Genomic DNA, 16842 nt, shown 5'->3' on the forward strand with positions numbered 1-16842 from the left:
AATTAATCCTGTGTTTTCCATGATATAAGATATCACATTTTTATTCTTGTATCTACATCACCAGAAACATTCAATTCAAAGTGATTTCGATTTGTTTTTATAAAGCCTTCTTTTTGTAATTTTGATATTTCTGTAGACATTGCCGCCCGATCAATACAAAGATAATCCGCCAACTGCTGCCGGTCAAAAGGAATGTCAAAGGACAACGACGAATGTCTGGTGGATTCTGCTGACAGATAGGACAGTAGTTTATCCCTGGTCGTTCGCTTGCCAACATGCGTGATCTTATCGTTCAAGAGCAGTATCTTATTTGCCAGCACACTGACCAGGTTACGGATCAGCTTCTGATGATGTCCGCATGCAGTCGGGCAGGTAACCAGAAGCCTCTGGACATTTAACAGGATAATCTTACAATCCTCATCTGCTACCACACTGATATTCAGAACAGCACCCGGACTTGCTGCATAGGGCTCCCCAAAGAAATCACCGGCGTGACATTTTGACAGAATATTCCGATGTCCCCAAAGGTCTTCCTGTATCACAAGGACACAGCCCGATGCCACAAGTCCCATTACCTCGGTAGAATCCCCTGCTCTGAAAATATAAGAGTCTCGTTCTTTGGAAATGATTGTTGCATTTACACATTGCAGGATAGATAATATCTCGTTATCCGTAAGGCCTTTAAAAAATGGACTGTTTCTTAGAATGGGTAAATATTTTTTCAAAATCGCTCCTCCTGTTGGAAATCAAACATACAAGTTGTGTTTATTATACTATGATTCTACCAGAAACAAAAGTTAAATGCTATTGACGGAGGATATAAATGATAAGAAAGATTATCCGGATTGATAAAGACAAATGCAACGGCTGCGGTGTCTGTGCAGATGCCTGCCACGAAGGTGCCATTGATATCATTAACGGAAAAGCGGAATTGGTGAGAGAACATTTCTGTGACGGACTGGGCGACTGTCTTCCGGAATGTCCCACAGGTGCCATTTCATTTGAGGAAAGAGAAGCACCCGCATATGATGAAGAAGCCGTGAAAGAAGCACAGAAGAAACTATTTGTCAAAAATCAGGCAATGTCTGCACACTCGGTGCCAAAGCTTCAGAACTGGCCGGTACAGATTAAACTGGCTCCTGTTAATGCACCATATTTTAACGGTGCAAAGCTTTTAATCGCAGCTGATTGTACTGCTTACGCTTATGCCAGCTTTCATCAGGATTTTATTCGAAATAAGGTAACTTTAATTGGTTGTCCAAAATTAGATCAGGTGGATTATAGTGAGAAACTGACCGAGATTATTCAAAATAACAACATTCAAAGTGTGACAATTGTAAGAATGGAAGTTCCATGCTGTGGTGGACTGGAAATGGCAGCAAGAAAAGCCCTTCAAAGCAGTGGAAAATTTATACCATGGCAGGTTGTAACAATAAGTATTGATGGAAAAATATTAGAATAAAAGGAGAATACGAAAATGAATACAAAAATGTTTTGTTATCAGTGTGAACAGACAGTGGGATGTACCGGCTGTACAGGAAATGCCGGTGTCTGTGGGAAAAAAGCAGATACTGCCAGATTACAGGATGAACTGACCGGGGCGTTGATCGGTCTTGCAAGAGCAGTCGATGGCGCAGAAACTATTTCCAAAAGAACTTCACAAGTTATAATGGAAGGACTGTTTACTACCGTTACAAATGTGAGTTTTGATGATGCAGCGATTCAAAATATGATACAAAAAGTCAGAGCCGAGAAAGAAAGATTGGTTCCTGATTGCAGTAAATGTCAGTCATCATGCGGCAAAACAGACGAATACGATATGCAGCAGCTGTGGGATGCCGATGAAGATGTCCGCTCTTTGAAATCTCTTATTCTTTTCGGAATTCGTGGAATGGCAGCCTATGCCTATCATGCAAACGTTCTGAATTATGAAGATACCGAAGTGAATCGGTTCTTCTGCGAGGCATTATCTCAGATTGGTTATGAAGAAAGTGCGGACGCTCTGCTTCCTACTGTGCTGAAAGTAGGAGAAATCAATCTGAAGTGTATGGCACTCCTTGACAAGGCAAATACAGAAACTTACGGAACACCAGAACCGACTGCAGTTACTCTTACCGTAGAAAAAGGACCCTTTATTGTTGTGACCGGACATGATCTGAAGGATCTGCAGCTTTTACTTGAACAGACAGAGGGAAAAGGGATCAATGTCTATACCCACGGTGAAATGCTCCCTGCCCATGCTTATCCATTCTTAAAGAAATTCTCTCACTTAAAAGGGAATTTTGGAACTGCATGGCAGAATCAGCAGAAAGAGTTTGATCATCTTCCAGCTCCGATTCTTTACACTACCAACTGTCTGATGCCGCCCAAAAGCAGTTACGCTGACAGAGTATTTACAACAGAAGTAGTTGCTTTCCCAGGTGCTGTCCATATCGATGAGAAGAAAGATTTCACGCCGGTCATTGAAAAAGCATTGGAACTGGGTGGTTACAAAGAAGATCAGATACTCACAGGCATCAACGGCGGTACAAAAGTGACAACCGGTTTTGGTCATGCAGCCATCCTGTCCCATGCAGGAACTGTAGTTGAGGCAGTAAAAGCAGGTGCAATCCGCCATTTCTTCCTGGTTGCCGGCTGTGATGGAGCTAAACCAGGTCGAAACTATTACACAGAATTCGTGAAACAGACACCTTCTGACAGCATCATCCTCACTCTGGCTTGTGGCAAGTTCCGATTCAATGATCTCGATCTGGGCGAAATCGGTGGTCTGCCGCGACTGATGGATATGGGGCAGTGTAATGATGCTTATGGTGCGATCCAGGTTGCTGTGGCACTTGCGGATGCATTTGGATGTTCTGTAAATGAGCTTCCGCTCTCCTTCGTTCTCTCCTGGTACGAACAGAAGGCAGTCTGCATCCTGTTAACCCTCCTGCACCTGGGTATTAAAAACATCCGCCTTGGTCCTTCTCTTCCGGCGTTTTTGTCTCCCAATATTCTGAATTTTCTGGTGGAAAATTATGGAATTGCACCGATTACTACACCGGAGGAAGACATCAAAACACTGCTGAACCATAACAAATAAAGTTTTAACTGTTCCGTTCCTTCACGATTACAAAGCTTTCAAATTATCTATAGAATCAATAAAGCCGATGCAGGATTCAACGTTCGCATCGACTTTATTGATTTTAATTATCTTTCACATTTGTAATCATTTCTTTCTTTTCTGCGATTCCAAGATACGTAATTGCCAATACAACTGTAGCTGTCTCACTACTCAGAAAGCTCCGCCATATTCCATTGATTCCAAATATATTGCCCAGAATGAATTCGACTTTGGAAAGCTGAAAATTTTAATGGCAATGCTGCTACTTCTTCGCATTCTCTTCCAGTTCCAGCATGTGAACGCATTTCCTTCTCTGAAAGATAATTCTTCGCAACGCTCACATCACTTTTTACAATCTTTCCTTCGATTCACGCCCTTTCATTCATTTTATTCAATTCAAGTATTCACCGACCGGCGATGTATTATACTGTTTTTTAATCTCGATCACAATAGAGCCATCCTCATTCGTTTTTTCTGATAAAATTTTATACTTAGTGCCACTTTTATCCAACTGAGATTTATATCTTTCCCACTCCTGCACAATTGCCATTTCTGCATACTCTGACGTATCTCCGTCGTGATTGGAAAAACACACTGTCTGAGTGATACAAGCTGCTTTGATTCTTTTCATGATAGCTACCTCTCTTTCATTTTACAGATACATCACACAGAAAAAGGAATCGTTTCACTCAATAAATTTGAATGAAACGATCCCTGATTTTCATGTAAATTGTACTTGGTTTTACATTACTTAAGCTTCCGTACCCATTTTTTTCAGTTCCCCGGCCAGGAAGATTCCGGAAATCACAGCGGCCAGGCAATCTGCGATGGGGCCCGCGTACATGATACCGTCAATCCCCAGGAACAGGGGCAGGATAACCAATAAGGGCAGCAGGAAAATAATCTGCCGGGTCAGAGACAGAAAGGTTCCCTTCTTCGGCTTTCCGATCGAAGAAAAGAAGGTGGAGGACATGGGCTGCAGATTATTGATAAAGGTAAAGAACAGGTAAACCCGGAAATACCGCTCCGCAAAGGAGAAGTACAGATCTGAGCCATTTCCGAACAGCGCCGTGATCTGTAATGGGAAAATCTGGAACAGGCAGAAGGCGGTAATACAGATGATTTGTCCTGCAGACAGGCTCAGGAAAATGACCTTCTTTACCCGGTCATAATTTCTCGCGCCGTAATTGAAGCTGGCAATGGGCTGCATTCCCTGAGCAATTCCGATACAGAAAGCAAAAAACATAAAGCTAACCTTATTGATAATACCGGAGCAGGCCAGCGGAATTGCCTCTCCGTATACAGACAGGGCGCCGTAATGGCGCAGGGAATTATTCATAACAATCTGAACCATCATCATAGCCAGCTGGTTAAAGCACTGGGCCATACCCAGCGTCATGGCGTAGCCCAGATAAATCATTCTGGGCCGGAGATGCTCCCTGGTAAAGGGTCCTGCCTTATAATGTCGGAGATAGCGGAACACCAGAAAGGCAGAGATTATCTGGCCGGTGATCGTAGCAAGGGCCGCTCCGGTCATTCCCATCTTGAAGCCAAAAATCAGAATCGGATCCAGAATGGTATTGATGAGAGCTCCGGTCAGGTTACAGGCCATGGAATAATTGGGGCTTCCGTCCGCCCGGACCAGGTGGGCTCCGCCGGAGGTCAGAATCAGAAAAGGAAATCCAACGGCTACAATACGTACGTATTCCCGGGCCAGTCCCAGAACATTATCCGGCGAACCGAAAAAGATCAGCATGGGATCCAGGAAAAGTTCCGCAATCAGAAACAGTACAATGCCGCTTCCAAACATCATGACCGCCGCGTTTCCAATATAATAAAGGGCCTTATCCTTCTCGCCCCGTCCCATGGACAGGTTAAAAGCGGAGGCCGCTCCGATACCAAACAACAGGGCCAGGGCGGTACAGCTGGTGGTCAGGGGAAAGGCCACATTAGTCGCTGCGTTTCCCAGCTCCCCGATACTGTGGCCGATAAAAATCTGGTCAACCATATTGTAAAGTGCATTAACCAGCATGGCTACAATGCTGGGAACCGCGAATCTTCGAAGAAGCTGTCCCACCGGTTCTGTTCCAAGGGGATTCGCCTGTATCGTGTTATTCTGTGTCATTTCATTCATCTTCTGTATTCCTTTTCATTCTTAAATCGTTATGTTCCAATACCAGGTCTTTCAGACTCCGCTTAGGAACATAATGAGTGTCCTCTGCGTCTCGGTAATATTCTGTACTTCCATCTTCTCCCACATCAATCAATACTACTTTTTCCACAGGCTTGCCGAGAGCCACAATCAGGTTCGGCTCCACCCCCTCCGGCAGATTCAGCAGTTCCTTCAGCTGAGGCTTATAGAAGCTTCCAATCATGCAGCCGCCGAAGCCTTTTTCCACTGCGGCCAACAACATCGTCTGTGCCACCACGCCCACATCCCGTTGAAACCGGGTAGTGTTGGAACTGATGTTCATATCCTGACAAATGATAATAAAGGCAGCAGGCTCCTTACCCGGATGGGGGAGCTTCATTTCTTTCAGAGCTTTCACCCACATGGTAAGCGGCAGAATTTTCTCTACCTCATCCCTTTCCCAGGCAATATAATAGCGCAGGGGCTGTTCGTTGACGCTGGATGCCGTGTAGCGTGTCAGGTCGACCAGCTCCAGCAGATCTTCTCTGGTAAGACGTACCGATGGGTCGTATCCCCGGTAGCTTCGGTTTTTCTCAATCAGGTCTTTTAACATACTGCGTTTTCCCCCATTTTTCTACCTTTTCCATGATTTCGCTGCAAATGGCCGCTGTATTCTTTCCGTCTGTGGCTACCGTCAGATCCGCTGCCGCCTCATACTTATCCCGGCGCTTCTCCAAAAGCTCCCCGATATATTCTGCCGTCTTATGATTCTCCAGCAGCGGACGGGCGTGGCTGTGCTTTACGCGCGCCAGAATAGTCTCCGGCTCCGCTGTCAGCAATACAATAACGCCGCTTTTCTTCATTTCCGCCACATTGCATTCCCGCATAGGGGTTCCTCCGCCACAGGAAACAATGACGCCGTTCTTCTGCTGCAGTTCCACCAGAAGCCCCGTTTCCAGCTCCCGGAAATATTCCTCCCCGTATTTTTCAAAAATCCCGGAAATTGGCATGCCCTGACGCTTCGCTATCAGATCGTCCATATCCACCACCTCCTGCGACAGCTGCCTGCCCAGTTCTCTGGAAATAGTGCTTTTCCCGGTTCCCATAAAACCAATCAAAAACAGATTCATCTATCCAATATCCTTTCTGCAAATAAATGAGCAGAAAATATGAGGAAAACGATCCTCCATACTCTCTGCTCCGCTTCATCTCATTAACGGTTCAGCGTCATCAGCACGCCCTTGGCGATTCCCTTGGCCACGCTGTTCTGGTAGACATCGTCTGCCAGATTACTTCCTTCGGTTTCGTTGCTAAGATATCCGGTTTCTACCAGAACCGCCGGCATATCCGTATCGTTTACGATGGAAAAGTCACAGGTCTTGCTGCCCTGATCCTTCGCCCCGGTTTCCTTTACCAGCATTGCGTCGATATTTTCCGCCAGAGAACGGCTCTCCTTATCACCGTCGCTGTAATTCACCCGGACGCCGTTCACTTCCGCGTCGGTCTCCGAATAATTGCAGTGTACGCTGACCAGAAGATCCGCGTCAGAAGCATTGGCTGCCGCCACACGTTCTTCCTTGGATACGCGGGAATCGTCTTCCCTGGTCATTACAACCTGATATCCCTGGCTTTCCAGCATAATCTTCAACTTGGCGCATATTCTCAGATCGGCTTCTTTTTCTTCAATGGAAGCGCTGCTCATGCCGGTGTCTTCACCACCGTGTCCCGGATCAAGAGCAATTACGTAGGTGCTGCCCTTTGCGGATATCTTCGCGCTTGAGCCACCTCCCATATAATTCTTAACTGCGAAGATAACGACTCCGATTACGGCTGCCGCCGCAAGGATTCCGACAACTGTCAAAACTGCCCGGCGGCGCTTTCTGCGTTTCAGTTCCTCCTGACGCCGTTTTCTGGCCGCCGCCTTCCGCCGACGCTCCGCCGGGCTCATTTCGTTTCTGTCATTTGTGTCCATCTTAGGTACCCCCGTTATTTTTCCCATTTATCGCAAAGAGCCTGTATCTGATCCGCAAGCTTCGCAATATCTTTATTCGTCCAGCCCCTGCACTGTTCAATGAGACGCGTCAAACGCTTGCCGGTCTCCACCAGACGATCGTATACGGTCGAAACAGTCTTACCGCTCTTGCGCTGTTCCTTCACAATGCGTTCCTGGTTACCCTCGGCAATCCGGCTGTTTGTGGCCAGATCCCAGATTTCCCCCGTATAGGGCGCTGTGGTTGTGTAGCCGTATTCGTCATGCAAGCAGGCTGCAAAGGTATCGCAGACCTGATCCTCGCCATGTACTACGAATACACGCTGCGGTTTTGTACGGAAACCGCCCATCCAGTTAATCAGGCATTCCTTGTCCGCATGGCCGCTGATACCGGCCAGCACCTCAATATGAGCCCTTACCTCTACCGGCTCTCCAAAAAGCTTTACGTTAGAAACGCCCTCTACCAGGGAACGGCCCAGAGTTCCTGCCGCCTGATAGCCCACAAAGAGAATCGTGCTCTCCGGCCTCCACAGGTTGTGCTTCAGATGGTGTCGGATACGACCCGCCTCGCACATACCAGAGGCTGATAGAATCACCTTCGGCTCATCGACAAAGTTAATCAGCTTCGATTCATCACTGGTAATGGAAAGGCTTAAGCCGGGAAAACTGATGGGATTGATTCCCTTTTTCACCAGCGCAAGCGTCTCCTCATCGAAGCAGTCATACATATTTTTATTGAAAATGGTGGTCGCCTGCACAGCCAGCGGACTGTCCACATAGACCTTAAAGCCATCATGACCGTGAATCAGCTTTTTGGCTTTGATTTCCCGCAGGAAATACAGCATCTCCTGGGTACGGCCTACGGCAAACGAAGGAATCACCACATTGCCGCCCCGGTCAAAGGTCTCCTGAATGATTCGTGTGAGCTCTTTTACATAATCCGGCCTGGGTCCATGGCTGCGATCTCCATAGGTAGATTCAATCAGCACATAATCTGCCGTATTCACATGAGCCGGATCCTTTAAAATCGGCTGATGCAGGTTGCCCACATCTCCGGAGAATACCAACTTCTTCTCGATACCGTTTTCCTGAAGCCAAACCTCAATACAGGCTGAGCCCAGCAGATGTCCCACATCTGTAAAACGGATATCGATACCGTCTGTCAGATGAATCCGTTCCCCGTAGGGGCAGCCACAGAACAGTTTTGAAGCGCCGTCCGCATCCGCAATGGTATATAGCGGCACATATTCGGGCTTTCCGGCGCGCTTTGCCTTCCGGTTCCGCCATTCAGCCTCGAATTCCTGAATGTGCGCACTGTCCCGAAGCATCACCTCGCAGAGATCACTGGTGGCGTAGGTGGCAAAAATCGTTCCCTTAAAGCCCCTCTTATAAAGGAGCGGCAGTAATCCCGAATGATCAATATGCGCATGGGTCAGAAGCACATAATCAATCTCAGCGGGATTCACCGGAATCTCCTGATTTTCATAGATGTCTGGTCCCTGCTCCATACCGCAGTCTACAAGTATCACCTTTTTGCAGGCCTCAAGCATATGACAGCTTCCCGTCACCTCGTGGTCCGCGCCCAGAAAAGTCAGCCTCATAGTCTCATCTCCCTCAATGATACGTCAGATTTTTGTTACCCTTATTATACCGTTTGGTACATAAAAAGACAATGATCTTTCGAAAACTTTAAATTTTAGGAATACAGCTTTTTCAGTTCCTCGATCTCCCTTGCCCAGCCTGCGTCATCGTTGGGCGTTTCCAGTATAAACGGAAGCTCCCTCAGGGCCGGATGGTTTATGATACGGGCAAATGCATCCCAGCCAAGAGCGCCTTCCCCGATCCGGGCGTGCCGGTCCTTATGGCTGCCCCGCCCATTCAGGCTGTCATTGAGATGTACCGCCTTCAGACGTTCCAGGCCGATGATTTGATCAAATTCCTCAAGAACCCCATCCAAATCTCCCACAACGTCATAACCGGCGTCCCACACATGACAGGTGTCGAGACAGACCCCCAGTTTATCGGAAAGCTCTGTCCGGTCGAGAATTTCTCTGAGCTCCTCAAAGCAGCTTCCCACCTCACTGCCTTTTCCCGCCATAGTTTCCAGCAAGACGGTGGTGGTCATTTCCGGATACAGAGAAGCGTTCAGCATTTCCGCGATCCGGGCAATCCCATTTTCCACGCCCTGTCCCACATGGCTGCCCGGGTGGAAATTATAATAATTCCCGGGGGTGTATTCCATACGCTTCAGATCGTCCCGGAAGGCTTCCCCCGCGAAGCGGCGGGTATCTTCCTTGCCCGAACAGGCGTTCAGGGTGTAGGGCGCATGGGCCACAATCTTTCCATAGCCCTTTGTACTCCAGAGCTGCCGGAATCTTTCCACGTCCTCCGGCACGATTGCCTTGGCGCTGCCGCCTCTGGGATTGCGGGTAAAGAACGCAAAGGTATTGGCGCCCAGCTTCAGCGCCTGCTTTCCCATGGCCTCATAGCCTTTGGCAGATGAAATATGGCTTCCTATCTGTAACATTCATTTCTCCTCTTAGAGAGCCCGCTCCTTCAGCGTAACGCTGACCCAGCCTGCTCCGTATTCTTCGCTCTCGTAGTTAAATCCGGCCTCCAGTCCCACCGGTGAATAAAAGTATACCGCTTTTTCCGGATCGGATAAATAGGCCAGCAGCTCCTCGTCGCTGCTATTCGCCACCATATCTACCCCGCCGTTCTGGGTCTGATCCTGTGCCCGGAAACGCATAACCAGCTCTTCATCGATGTCCGTCATTTCCGCGGGCGCTATCTGCTCCCCAGTCTGAATCCGGAAATTCAGCGCCGTCAGCTTCGGAAGCGTACTTTCTTCTTCTGAAAGGCGGTGCTGGAACACTACGCTGATTTTTTCCTCGTCCATATAGGTTACGTAACTCGTAATGGTAATGCCGTCGGAATAGCTGCTGTAGGATTTACAGTATTGCCGCGCAGACCGCTCTATCGCTTTGTTTATGCCTGCGTAATCTTTTTCGTCCTCTTTATCCCGAAGCTGTGGATAGCTGACATAATATCCCATATGGTCGTCGTCCTCAGAGGCATAACGGGATTCGGTCAGCCAGTCGATGGTATAGGAAAGATCCTCATCCAGACAGTCTACGATCTCTTTATAATAGGAGTCCTCTTCGTCCGGCTCATAATCTCCGTAGTCGTCATAATAATCCTCATAATCATCGTGATCCTCCCCGCTGTTTGTGGAGTTCTGGGCCGCATGGAAAATCATCAGGTTCGTATGAATCACTACGGCTATCAGCGCGCCAAGCAGAAGCACCGCGCCCAGGATACTGCAGGCAATCACCCAGCCCTTTGTCTTCTTTTTTTCTCTGTTGTCACTCATGCTTCTTCCCCCGTCAGTTCGTCCAGATTTTTTCCGTAAGCGTCCATAAAATGCCGGAAGAACCACTCGGCCTCCTCCAGACCGAGACCGTGGAGCTGCTCCCGCGTTGTCTCTCTGGCACGTACAAATTCCCGGTTGCCGGTTCCTTCTTCCTCTATGCATTTAATATAGGCCGACAGCTTATCGGCAGCCTTCACAAGCCGCCAGAGATAGGCGTCCTCCTCCTGCTTTTCAAAAAGCCCTTCGTAGGAAGCCCGCATTTCTTCCGGAAGCATGGCAAGCAGCGACTGTCCCGCCTTATGCTCGATATCCTTATAGCTGTGCCGAATTTCCGGATTATAATATTTCACAGGCGTCGGCATATCGCCGGTGATAATCTCTGTGGCGTCATGATACATTCCCAAGACGGCCGCCCGCTCCGCGTTCAGCTCTTTTCCGAAATAGGTGTTGCCGATGACAGCCAGCGCGTGGGCAATCATGGACACCTCCAGGCTGTGCTCGCTTAAGTTTTCCGCCCGGGTATTGCGCATCAGCGCCCAGCGGTCGATGTATTTCATCCGGGACATCATGGCAAAATAATTATTCATGATTCTTCCTCTTTTTTTCCTGAATCAGACAGATATTGCTGACCCAGAAGCTGCTGTATTTTCTTGCGTAATCCAGATACTCCCGCCAGGAGATAAAATATTCCCGTCCCCAGGAGGAAATCTGAAGATACCCGTCTTCCATACCGGTAACGACTACATAATGGGCTTTTGTCTCTGTGGCAGGCAGATAGACACCGTTTTCCTGCCGGTAAAGACTAAGCTTCTTTTTTCTCCAAAATGGAATATTCTGTCCGATCGCCAGAATCACCGGATAATCCCGGGACAGGCTGTCCTGGATCCGCTCCAGCATTTTGCCCTGGCTCAAGCACCATCTGGCCCTGAGCGGAATCCGGTATTGACGGAAATAACGGTTCATAGACTGCGGAATCTGAAAATTCAGCACCCCAAGCCCCGGAAGAATTCCCAGATACCGCCTGTTAATTTTTCGCAGATAGCGCTCATAGCGTGGATAGGAAAGGCAGCCGTCCTCCCGCAGGATTCCATACAGCAGATCCGTATTGCAGGACAGCCGGTGAATTCCCAGATAGATCAGCACATCGCCCAGAGCTACCACGCCGCAGCCGTATTTTCGCATCAGAAGGCTTGCGGACCAGTTCTGGCTGCCCCCAAAGGATTTATCCTCCTGGGTTTTTACGGAAAGATACATATGTCTGAGACAGCAGCGTCTGTTCTCCATAGAGTTTCTCCTTTAAACAACGGTTCCCATGAAATAAAAGCCCTTGCATTCATCCAGGCTGACCTTCACGTACTGGCCAATCTGAGACGCTTCCCCCGGAAAATGAACCAGCAGGTTATTGCTCATTCGGCCTGTCACATAACCGGGCTTGTGGTCGTTGACTTCTTCAATCAGAACCTCCTGCACCGTTCCGGTATATTGCGCCGTCTGCTCCCTTGCGCAGCTCTGTACCAGCGCAAGGAGCCGGTCAAAGCGCTTCTTCGTATTAGCCTCCGGCACCTGATTTTCCATGGCGGCAGCCGGAGTTCCGGTACGCTTGGAATAGATAAAGGTATAGGCATTGTCATAATGTACGCGGCGTACCACGTCCATGGTTTCCTCAAAATCCTCGTCGGTTTCGCCCGGAAATCCCACAATAATATCTGTGGTCAGGGAAATATCCGGAATCTCCCGGCGGATCTTTTCTGCCAGGGCCAGATACTGCTCCTTATCGTATCTGCGGTTCATGGCCTTCAGAATCCGGCTGCTTCCGGACTGCAGGGGCAGGTGCAGATGTCTGCAGATTTTCCCGGAATCTTTCATAACCTGAATCAGCTCGTCGGAGAGATCCTTCGGGTGGGAGGTCATGAAGCGAATCCGCCGGATCCCCTCCACCTTTTCCACCTCTTTCAGAAGCTCCGCGAAGGTCATGGGCGTTTCCAGATTCTTTCCATAGGAGTTGACATTCTGCCCCAGCAGCATAACCTCGGTTACGCCGTCTGCCGCCAGCTTTTCGATCTCCCGGATAATATCCTCCGGCTTCCGGCTCCGCTCCCGTCCCCGCACATAGGGTACAATGCAGTAGCTGCAGAAATTGTTGCAGCCGAACATGATATTGACGCCGGATTTAAACGCGTATTTCCGCTCTATCGGAAGATCCTCCACGATCTTCTGGGTATCCTTCCAGATATCCACGATCATCTGTCCGTTTTCCATGCTTTCCGCCAGAAGCTCCGCGAATTTAAAGATATTGTGGGTACCGAAAATCAGATCCACGAAGCGGTAGCTCTTTTTCAGCTTCTCTACCACCTCCGGCTCCTGCATCATGCAGCCGCAAAGAGCAATCTTCATATGGGGATTCTCTTTCTTCCGGTGCTTCAAAAGTCCCAGATGTCCATAAACCTTCAGATTGGCATTCTCCCGGACTGTACAGGTATTGTAAATGACAAAATCTGCCAGTTCCTCCTCTGTGGGCTGATAACCGATCTGTTCCAGAATTCCCGTCAGCTTCTCAGAATCCCTTGCATTCATCTGACACCCGAAGGTGGTAACGCAAAAGGTCAGCGGCCGCCCCAGACGGGCGCTTTCCTCTGCCACCTGCTTTTTGCATACCTCTATAAAATAATACTGGCGCTCCGGCTCCGTCTCCGGAGCTGCCGCCCAGACTTCACTGTTTAAATTCATGTTCGTTCTCCTGTAAAAATCCTATCGTTTTTTCCGGGCGTCTTTTTTCGACAACCCCGTACTTTATCATATTACCTTTTTTACCGGATTCCTGCAACTGTTTGTTTGGATTTCTGTCAGCCGAGCGCCACGTCCAGGGCCATCATCAGGGTAAAGCCCGCCGCGAAAAAGAGGGTTCCGATATCGGAATGTTTTCCGGCGGACATTTCCGGAATCAGTTCTTCAATCACCACATACAGCATGGCGCCCGCCGCAAAGCTTAAGAGATAGGGCAGGGCCGGAAGAACCAGGGTGGCAGCCAGAATGGTCAGAAAGGCTCCTACAGGCTCTACCACGCCGGAAAGCACTCCATACAGAAAGGCCTTTCCCTTTCCGGTACCCTCAGCCTGTAAGGGCAGGGAGATGATGGCACCCTCGGGAAAGTTCTGAATGGCGATTCCGATCGACAGAGCCAGGGCTCCCGTAACGGTAATATAGGTATTCCTGGAAATCAGACCTGCATATACCACGCCGACCGCCATTCCTTCCGGGATATTGTGAAGCGTCACTGCCAGAACCAGCATCGTAGTCCGCTTCAGGCGGCTTTTCGGTCCCTCTGCTTCCTCGCTGTTCTGATGAAGGTGCGGAATCAGATGATCCAGAAGAAGCAGAAATAGAATCCCTGCCCAAAAGCCCGCCACAGCCGGGACAAAAGCCCAGCTTCCCTTCCGGGCCGACTGCTCCATGGCGGGAATCAGAAGGCTCCAGATAGAAGCCGCTACCATAACGCCTGCTGCAAAGCCAAGTAACGCCCGGTTTACCTGTTCATTCAAGGAATTTTTCATAAATAAGACCATGGCCGCTCCAAGGGAGGTGCCCACAAAGGGAATCAGAATTCCGCGTATCACTTCTGCTGTCATAAATTGTTCTCCTTTTTTTGGATTAGCCTAAACTAACCATTTTGTAATTATTATATGCGTAATCCCTCCCGGCTGTCTATAGAAATCTACCGTTCTTCTTATTCGAAATAATTGATACTCCTGTTTTTATCATAATAGATTACATTTTCCTGACGGACCGAAGCCTTTCCGTCCTTCACATCGATGATGGACACCGCGCAGTTCTTATGTACGCCTCCCTTCCAGAAATCCTTTAAATCCGTAATCAGAAGGCTGGACAAAAGCGCTTTCACCATCGCCCCATGACCGGACACCAGAACCGTCTTCTCCTGATATTCCGGCTGATCGATAAGCCAGGTCAGAAAATCTGTACCCCGCACGCAGAGCTCCGCGATCGAATCTCCTCCCTCCGGCGGATTATAATGGGCCGGATCCCGGAAGAAATTCGGAAAATCCGGATCCGGAATGTTATACTCCGGACCGGTACAGCACAGCCCCTCATACGCTCCAAAGCAAATCTCCTTCAGACGCTGATCCACGATAATCGGAATCTTACGTTCTCCGCGCATAATCTCCGCCGTCTGATAGGCCCGCTTCAGGGGACTTGAAAAAATCACGTCAAAGGGAACCTCTTTTAATGCTTCGGAAGTGATCTCTGCCACCTCAATGCCGTTCTGATTCAGCGGAATATCCGTTGTTCCCTGCAGCCAGTGCTTTGTATTCCAGTCCGTCTCACCATGACGAATCACATAAATTACCATATATTTTTCCTCCATCTTCACACCGAACTTATATTCGTATATTATATCATCTAACGGAAAGCTTGTCAGCCATTTCTAAAAATAGAATCCTGCGTCCTGCGTAAACTTAATCAAAAGAACCGCAGCTTCGGAATAATCCAAAGCTGCGGAGTTCCCTGCCTGTCAGGTTTCTTTTTCTTATTTACCGGCCATCTGCTTTTCCTGTTCCTCAATCATCTTCTTGACCATATAGCCTCCTACCGATCCGTTCTGCTTGGAAGTCAGGTTGCCGTTGTAGCCGTCGCTCAGCGGTACGCCCAGCTCGCTTGCCACCTCATACTTAAACTTATCAAGAGCGCCCTTTGCCTCCGGTACTGCTGCGGTATTTGAAGATTTGTTTGCCATAAGAAACTCCTCCTTACTGCAGACGGGAATCTTTTATCGAAATTCCATTTGTCTGCGGTTCGTGATTGGTTGTTACAGGAGTTATTATGCGGAATCTTCGCTGCATTACACTGGGAGTTGTTTGCTTTCCTGATAAAATCTGGTTTTATATCGATTTTAAAAGGTCAGGCGCATCTGATTCCAGACCGCGTTTCCATGAACGGACTCCGACACGCCTTCATTCACAAAACCGAATTTCGCGTAATAGGGAACCAGCCTGTCCTTGCAGGTCAGCACCAGCCCTTTCCGTCCCTGGGCTTTTGCGTCCGCAATGGCCCGTTTGATCAGCTCGCCCGCGCAGCCTCTCTTCCGGTAGGACGGAACCGTATTGACGCCAAAAATCATCTGCCAGGCTCCGTGTTCATTGTGAAGCTCTGCTTTTTCATACATTTCATCTGTCAGATCGGCCTCGTCTGTTACAAAACCGTCCACAAAAGAAATCAGTTTGTCGCCGTCATACATCAGCCAGAAATGATTTCCATAATATTCCAGGCGTTTTGCAAAGGCTTCCTTTGTAGCTGCTTCCGCAGGCGGAAAGCACTCGGCTTCCACGGCGGCTACCGCTTCCAGATCTTTCATCGTCGCTGTTCTTATGAGCATGCTCGTTTCTCCTCTTTCCTTTTTCCGGATATCTTTTCCATAATTTCAGCTTACTCGCCGGTAACTCATATTCTGCTTTTAGGATAACATAGAAAACGCCATCACCACAATCCCCAGAATTACCAGGATTACGCCGGTTGCCCGGTTCAGGGTCTTCGGCGTAGCCCTGTTGGCAAATACCGCGGCAATCCGCGCCCAGAGCAGCGTGAAGAGCACACAGAGCGTAAAGACTGTCCAGTCCGGCGTGCCGCCGATGGCGAAATGGGAGGCTGCCCCTGTAAAGGCTGTAAAAGCCATGATAAACACGCTGGTTCCCACAGCTGTCTTCAGCTCGTAGCCCAATACAGAGGTCAGAATCAGAAGCATCATCATACCGCCGCCTGCTCCGACAAAGCCGCAGATAAACCCAATCAGAATTCCGCAAATCACGGACTGCACCGCGCGCTTCCTTGGCGATACCCCCTGCATGGCCTCTTTTGTAGTCATTACAGGCCGTACAATGAATTTAATACCCAGTAAAAAAGTCATGAATACGGAAAAACTTCCCATCGTCGTGGAGGGAACCAGACTGGACAGATAGCTTCCCACCACCGTAAAGGCCAGCACGGTAGCCATCATAATCAGGCCGTTTTTCACATCCAGGTTTCCGTTCTTCTTGTAGGTGTAAGCGGAAACTGCGCTGGCCAGCACGTCCGAGGATAAGGCGATACCCACCGCCATGTAGGGGTCCATACCCAGAAAGGTGATCAGCATGGGACTGATCACCGCCGCTGCGCTCATGCCGGCAAAGCCGGTTCCGAGGCCTGCTCCCATGCCGGCAAAAAATGTAACCAGTAGTGTGATTAAGAGTTTCATG

The 16842-nt window shown here is 48.9% G+C and carries 19 protein-coding genes; 2 read left to right on the forward strand and 17 right to left on the reverse strand.

The window, feature by feature from the left end; translation table 11 throughout:
• Positions 1 to 32: 32 nt before the first annotated feature.
• The gene (locus ACTNCH_RS07000) at positions 33 to 725 is read right to left on the reverse strand and encodes a Crp/Fnr family transcriptional regulator (protein WP_441017236.1); all 693 of its coding nucleotides are present in this window, start codon (positions 723 to 725) and stop codon (positions 33 to 35) included.
• A gap of 98 nt (positions 726 to 823) precedes the next feature.
• On the opposite strand from ACTNCH_RS07000, the gene ACTNCH_RS07005 reads away from it, so the two are divergent.
• Together ACTNCH_RS07005 and hcp are read left to right on the forward strand one after the other, a co-directional pair.
• Entirely contained in the window at positions 824 to 1462 is a 639-nt protein-coding gene (locus ACTNCH_RS07005) for a 4Fe-4S binding protein (protein WP_178040086.1), read from the forward strand.
• 15 nt (positions 1463 to 1477) lie between these two features.
• The gene (gene hcp, locus ACTNCH_RS07010) at positions 1478 to 3082 is read left to right on the forward strand and encodes a hydroxylamine reductase (protein WP_441017239.1); all 1605 of its coding nucleotides are present in this window, start codon (positions 1478 to 1480) and stop codon (positions 3080 to 3082) included.
• 412 nt (positions 3083 to 3494) lie between these two features.
• Here hcp and ACTNCH_RS07015 read toward each other — a convergent pair whose 3' ends face one another.
• The 16 genes from ACTNCH_RS07015 to ACTNCH_RS07090 form a co-directional block, all read right to left on the reverse strand.
• On the reverse strand, positions 3495 to 3734 hold the full coding sequence (locus ACTNCH_RS07015; protein ID WP_441017242.1) for a hypothetical protein: 240 nt from the start codon (positions 3732 to 3734) through the stop codon (positions 3495 to 3497).
• Positions 3735 to 3854: 120 nt separating this feature from the next.
• A complete protein-coding gene (locus ACTNCH_RS07020) occupies positions 3855 to 5237 on the reverse strand; it encodes an MATE family efflux transporter (protein WP_441017245.1) in 1383 nt (460 codons plus the stop codon).
• Positions 5230 to 5847 (reverse strand): nitroreductase family protein, encoded by a 618-nt coding sequence (locus ACTNCH_RS07025; RefSeq protein WP_441017248.1) that lies wholly within the window; start codon positions 5845 to 5847, stop codon positions 5230 to 5232. Before ACTNCH_RS07025 ends, ACTNCH_RS07020 begins: the two co-directional genes overlap by 8 nt.
• A complete protein-coding gene (locus tag ACTNCH_RS07030; RefSeq protein ID WP_441017251.1) occupies positions 5828 to 6364 on the reverse strand; it encodes a shikimate kinase in 537 nt (178 codons plus the stop codon). Before ACTNCH_RS07030 ends, ACTNCH_RS07025 begins: the two co-directional genes overlap by 20 nt.
• Before the next feature lie 83 nt (positions 6365 to 6447).
• Positions 6448 to 7206 carry an N-acetylmuramoyl-L-alanine amidase gene (locus tag ACTNCH_RS07035; protein WP_441017254.1) on the reverse strand — a complete coding sequence of 253 codons (759 nt, stop codon included), beginning with the start codon at positions 7204 to 7206 and terminating at the stop codon, positions 6448 to 6450.
• 14 nt (positions 7207 to 7220) lie between these two features.
• Positions 7221 to 8825: an MBL fold metallo-hydrolase RNA specificity domain-containing protein gene (locus ACTNCH_RS07040; protein WP_441017257.1), complete on the reverse strand. Its 1605-nt coding sequence runs from the start codon at positions 8823 to 8825 to the stop codon at positions 7221 to 7223.
• A gap of 95 nt (positions 8826 to 8920) precedes the next feature.
• Positions 8921 to 9751 carry a deoxyribonuclease IV gene (locus ACTNCH_RS07045; protein WP_441017261.1) on the reverse strand — a complete coding sequence of 277 codons (831 nt, stop codon included), beginning with the start codon at positions 9749 to 9751 and terminating at the stop codon, positions 8921 to 8923.
• Positions 9752 to 9763: 12 nt separating this feature from the next.
• Entirely contained in the window at positions 9764 to 10597 is an 834-nt protein-coding gene (locus ACTNCH_RS07050; protein ID WP_441017264.1) for a hypothetical protein, read from the reverse strand.
• On the reverse strand, positions 10594 to 11184 hold the full coding sequence (yfbR, locus tag ACTNCH_RS07055) for a 5'-deoxynucleotidase (protein WP_441017267.1): 591 nt from the start codon (positions 11182 to 11184) through the stop codon (positions 10594 to 10596). Before yfbR ends, ACTNCH_RS07050 begins: the two co-directional genes overlap by 4 nt.
• Positions 11177 to 11881, reverse strand: coding sequence for a hypothetical protein (locus ACTNCH_RS07060; protein WP_441017270.1), 705 nt, complete (start codon positions 11879 to 11881; stop codon positions 11177 to 11179). The genes yfbR and ACTNCH_RS07060 overlap by 8 nt, the downstream gene beginning before the upstream one ends.
• A gap of 12 nt (positions 11882 to 11893) precedes the next feature.
• On the reverse strand, positions 11894 to 13324 hold the full coding sequence (gene miaB, locus ACTNCH_RS07065) for a tRNA (N6-isopentenyl adenosine(37)-C2)-methylthiotransferase MiaB (RefSeq protein ID WP_441017273.1): 1431 nt from the start codon (positions 13322 to 13324) through the stop codon (positions 11894 to 11896).
• A gap of 116 nt (positions 13325 to 13440) precedes the next feature.
• Entirely contained in the window at positions 13441 to 14223 is a 783-nt protein-coding gene (locus ACTNCH_RS07070; protein ID WP_441017276.1) for a ZIP family metal transporter, read from the reverse strand.
• A gap of 98 nt (positions 14224 to 14321) precedes the next feature.
• Positions 14322 to 14963, reverse strand: coding sequence for a histidine phosphatase family protein (locus tag ACTNCH_RS07075; protein ID WP_441017279.1), 642 nt, complete (start codon positions 14961 to 14963; stop codon positions 14322 to 14324).
• A 177-nt stretch (positions 14964 to 15140) separates the two neighbouring features.
• Positions 15141 to 15347 (reverse strand): small, acid-soluble spore protein, alpha/beta type, encoded by a 207-nt coding sequence (locus ACTNCH_RS07080; RefSeq protein WP_441017282.1) that lies wholly within the window; start codon positions 15345 to 15347, stop codon positions 15141 to 15143.
• Between the two features lie 156 nt (positions 15348 to 15503).
• A complete protein-coding gene (locus ACTNCH_RS07085; RefSeq protein ID WP_441017285.1) occupies positions 15504 to 15986 on the reverse strand; it encodes a GNAT family N-acetyltransferase in 483 nt (160 codons plus the stop codon).
• Positions 15987 to 16064: 78 nt separating this feature from the next.
• Positions 16065 to 16841 carry a sulfite exporter TauE/SafE family protein gene (locus ACTNCH_RS07090; protein ID WP_441017288.1) on the reverse strand — a complete coding sequence of 259 codons (777 nt, stop codon included), beginning with the start codon at positions 16839 to 16841 and terminating at the stop codon, positions 16065 to 16067.
• Position 16842 lies beyond the last annotated feature (1 nt).

It is taken from the genome of Candidatus Merdisoma sp. HCP28S3_D10 (genome assembly GCF_052065835.1).
Classification (GTDB): domain Bacteria; phylum Bacillota; class Clostridia; order Lachnospirales; family Lachnospiraceae; genus Laedolimicola.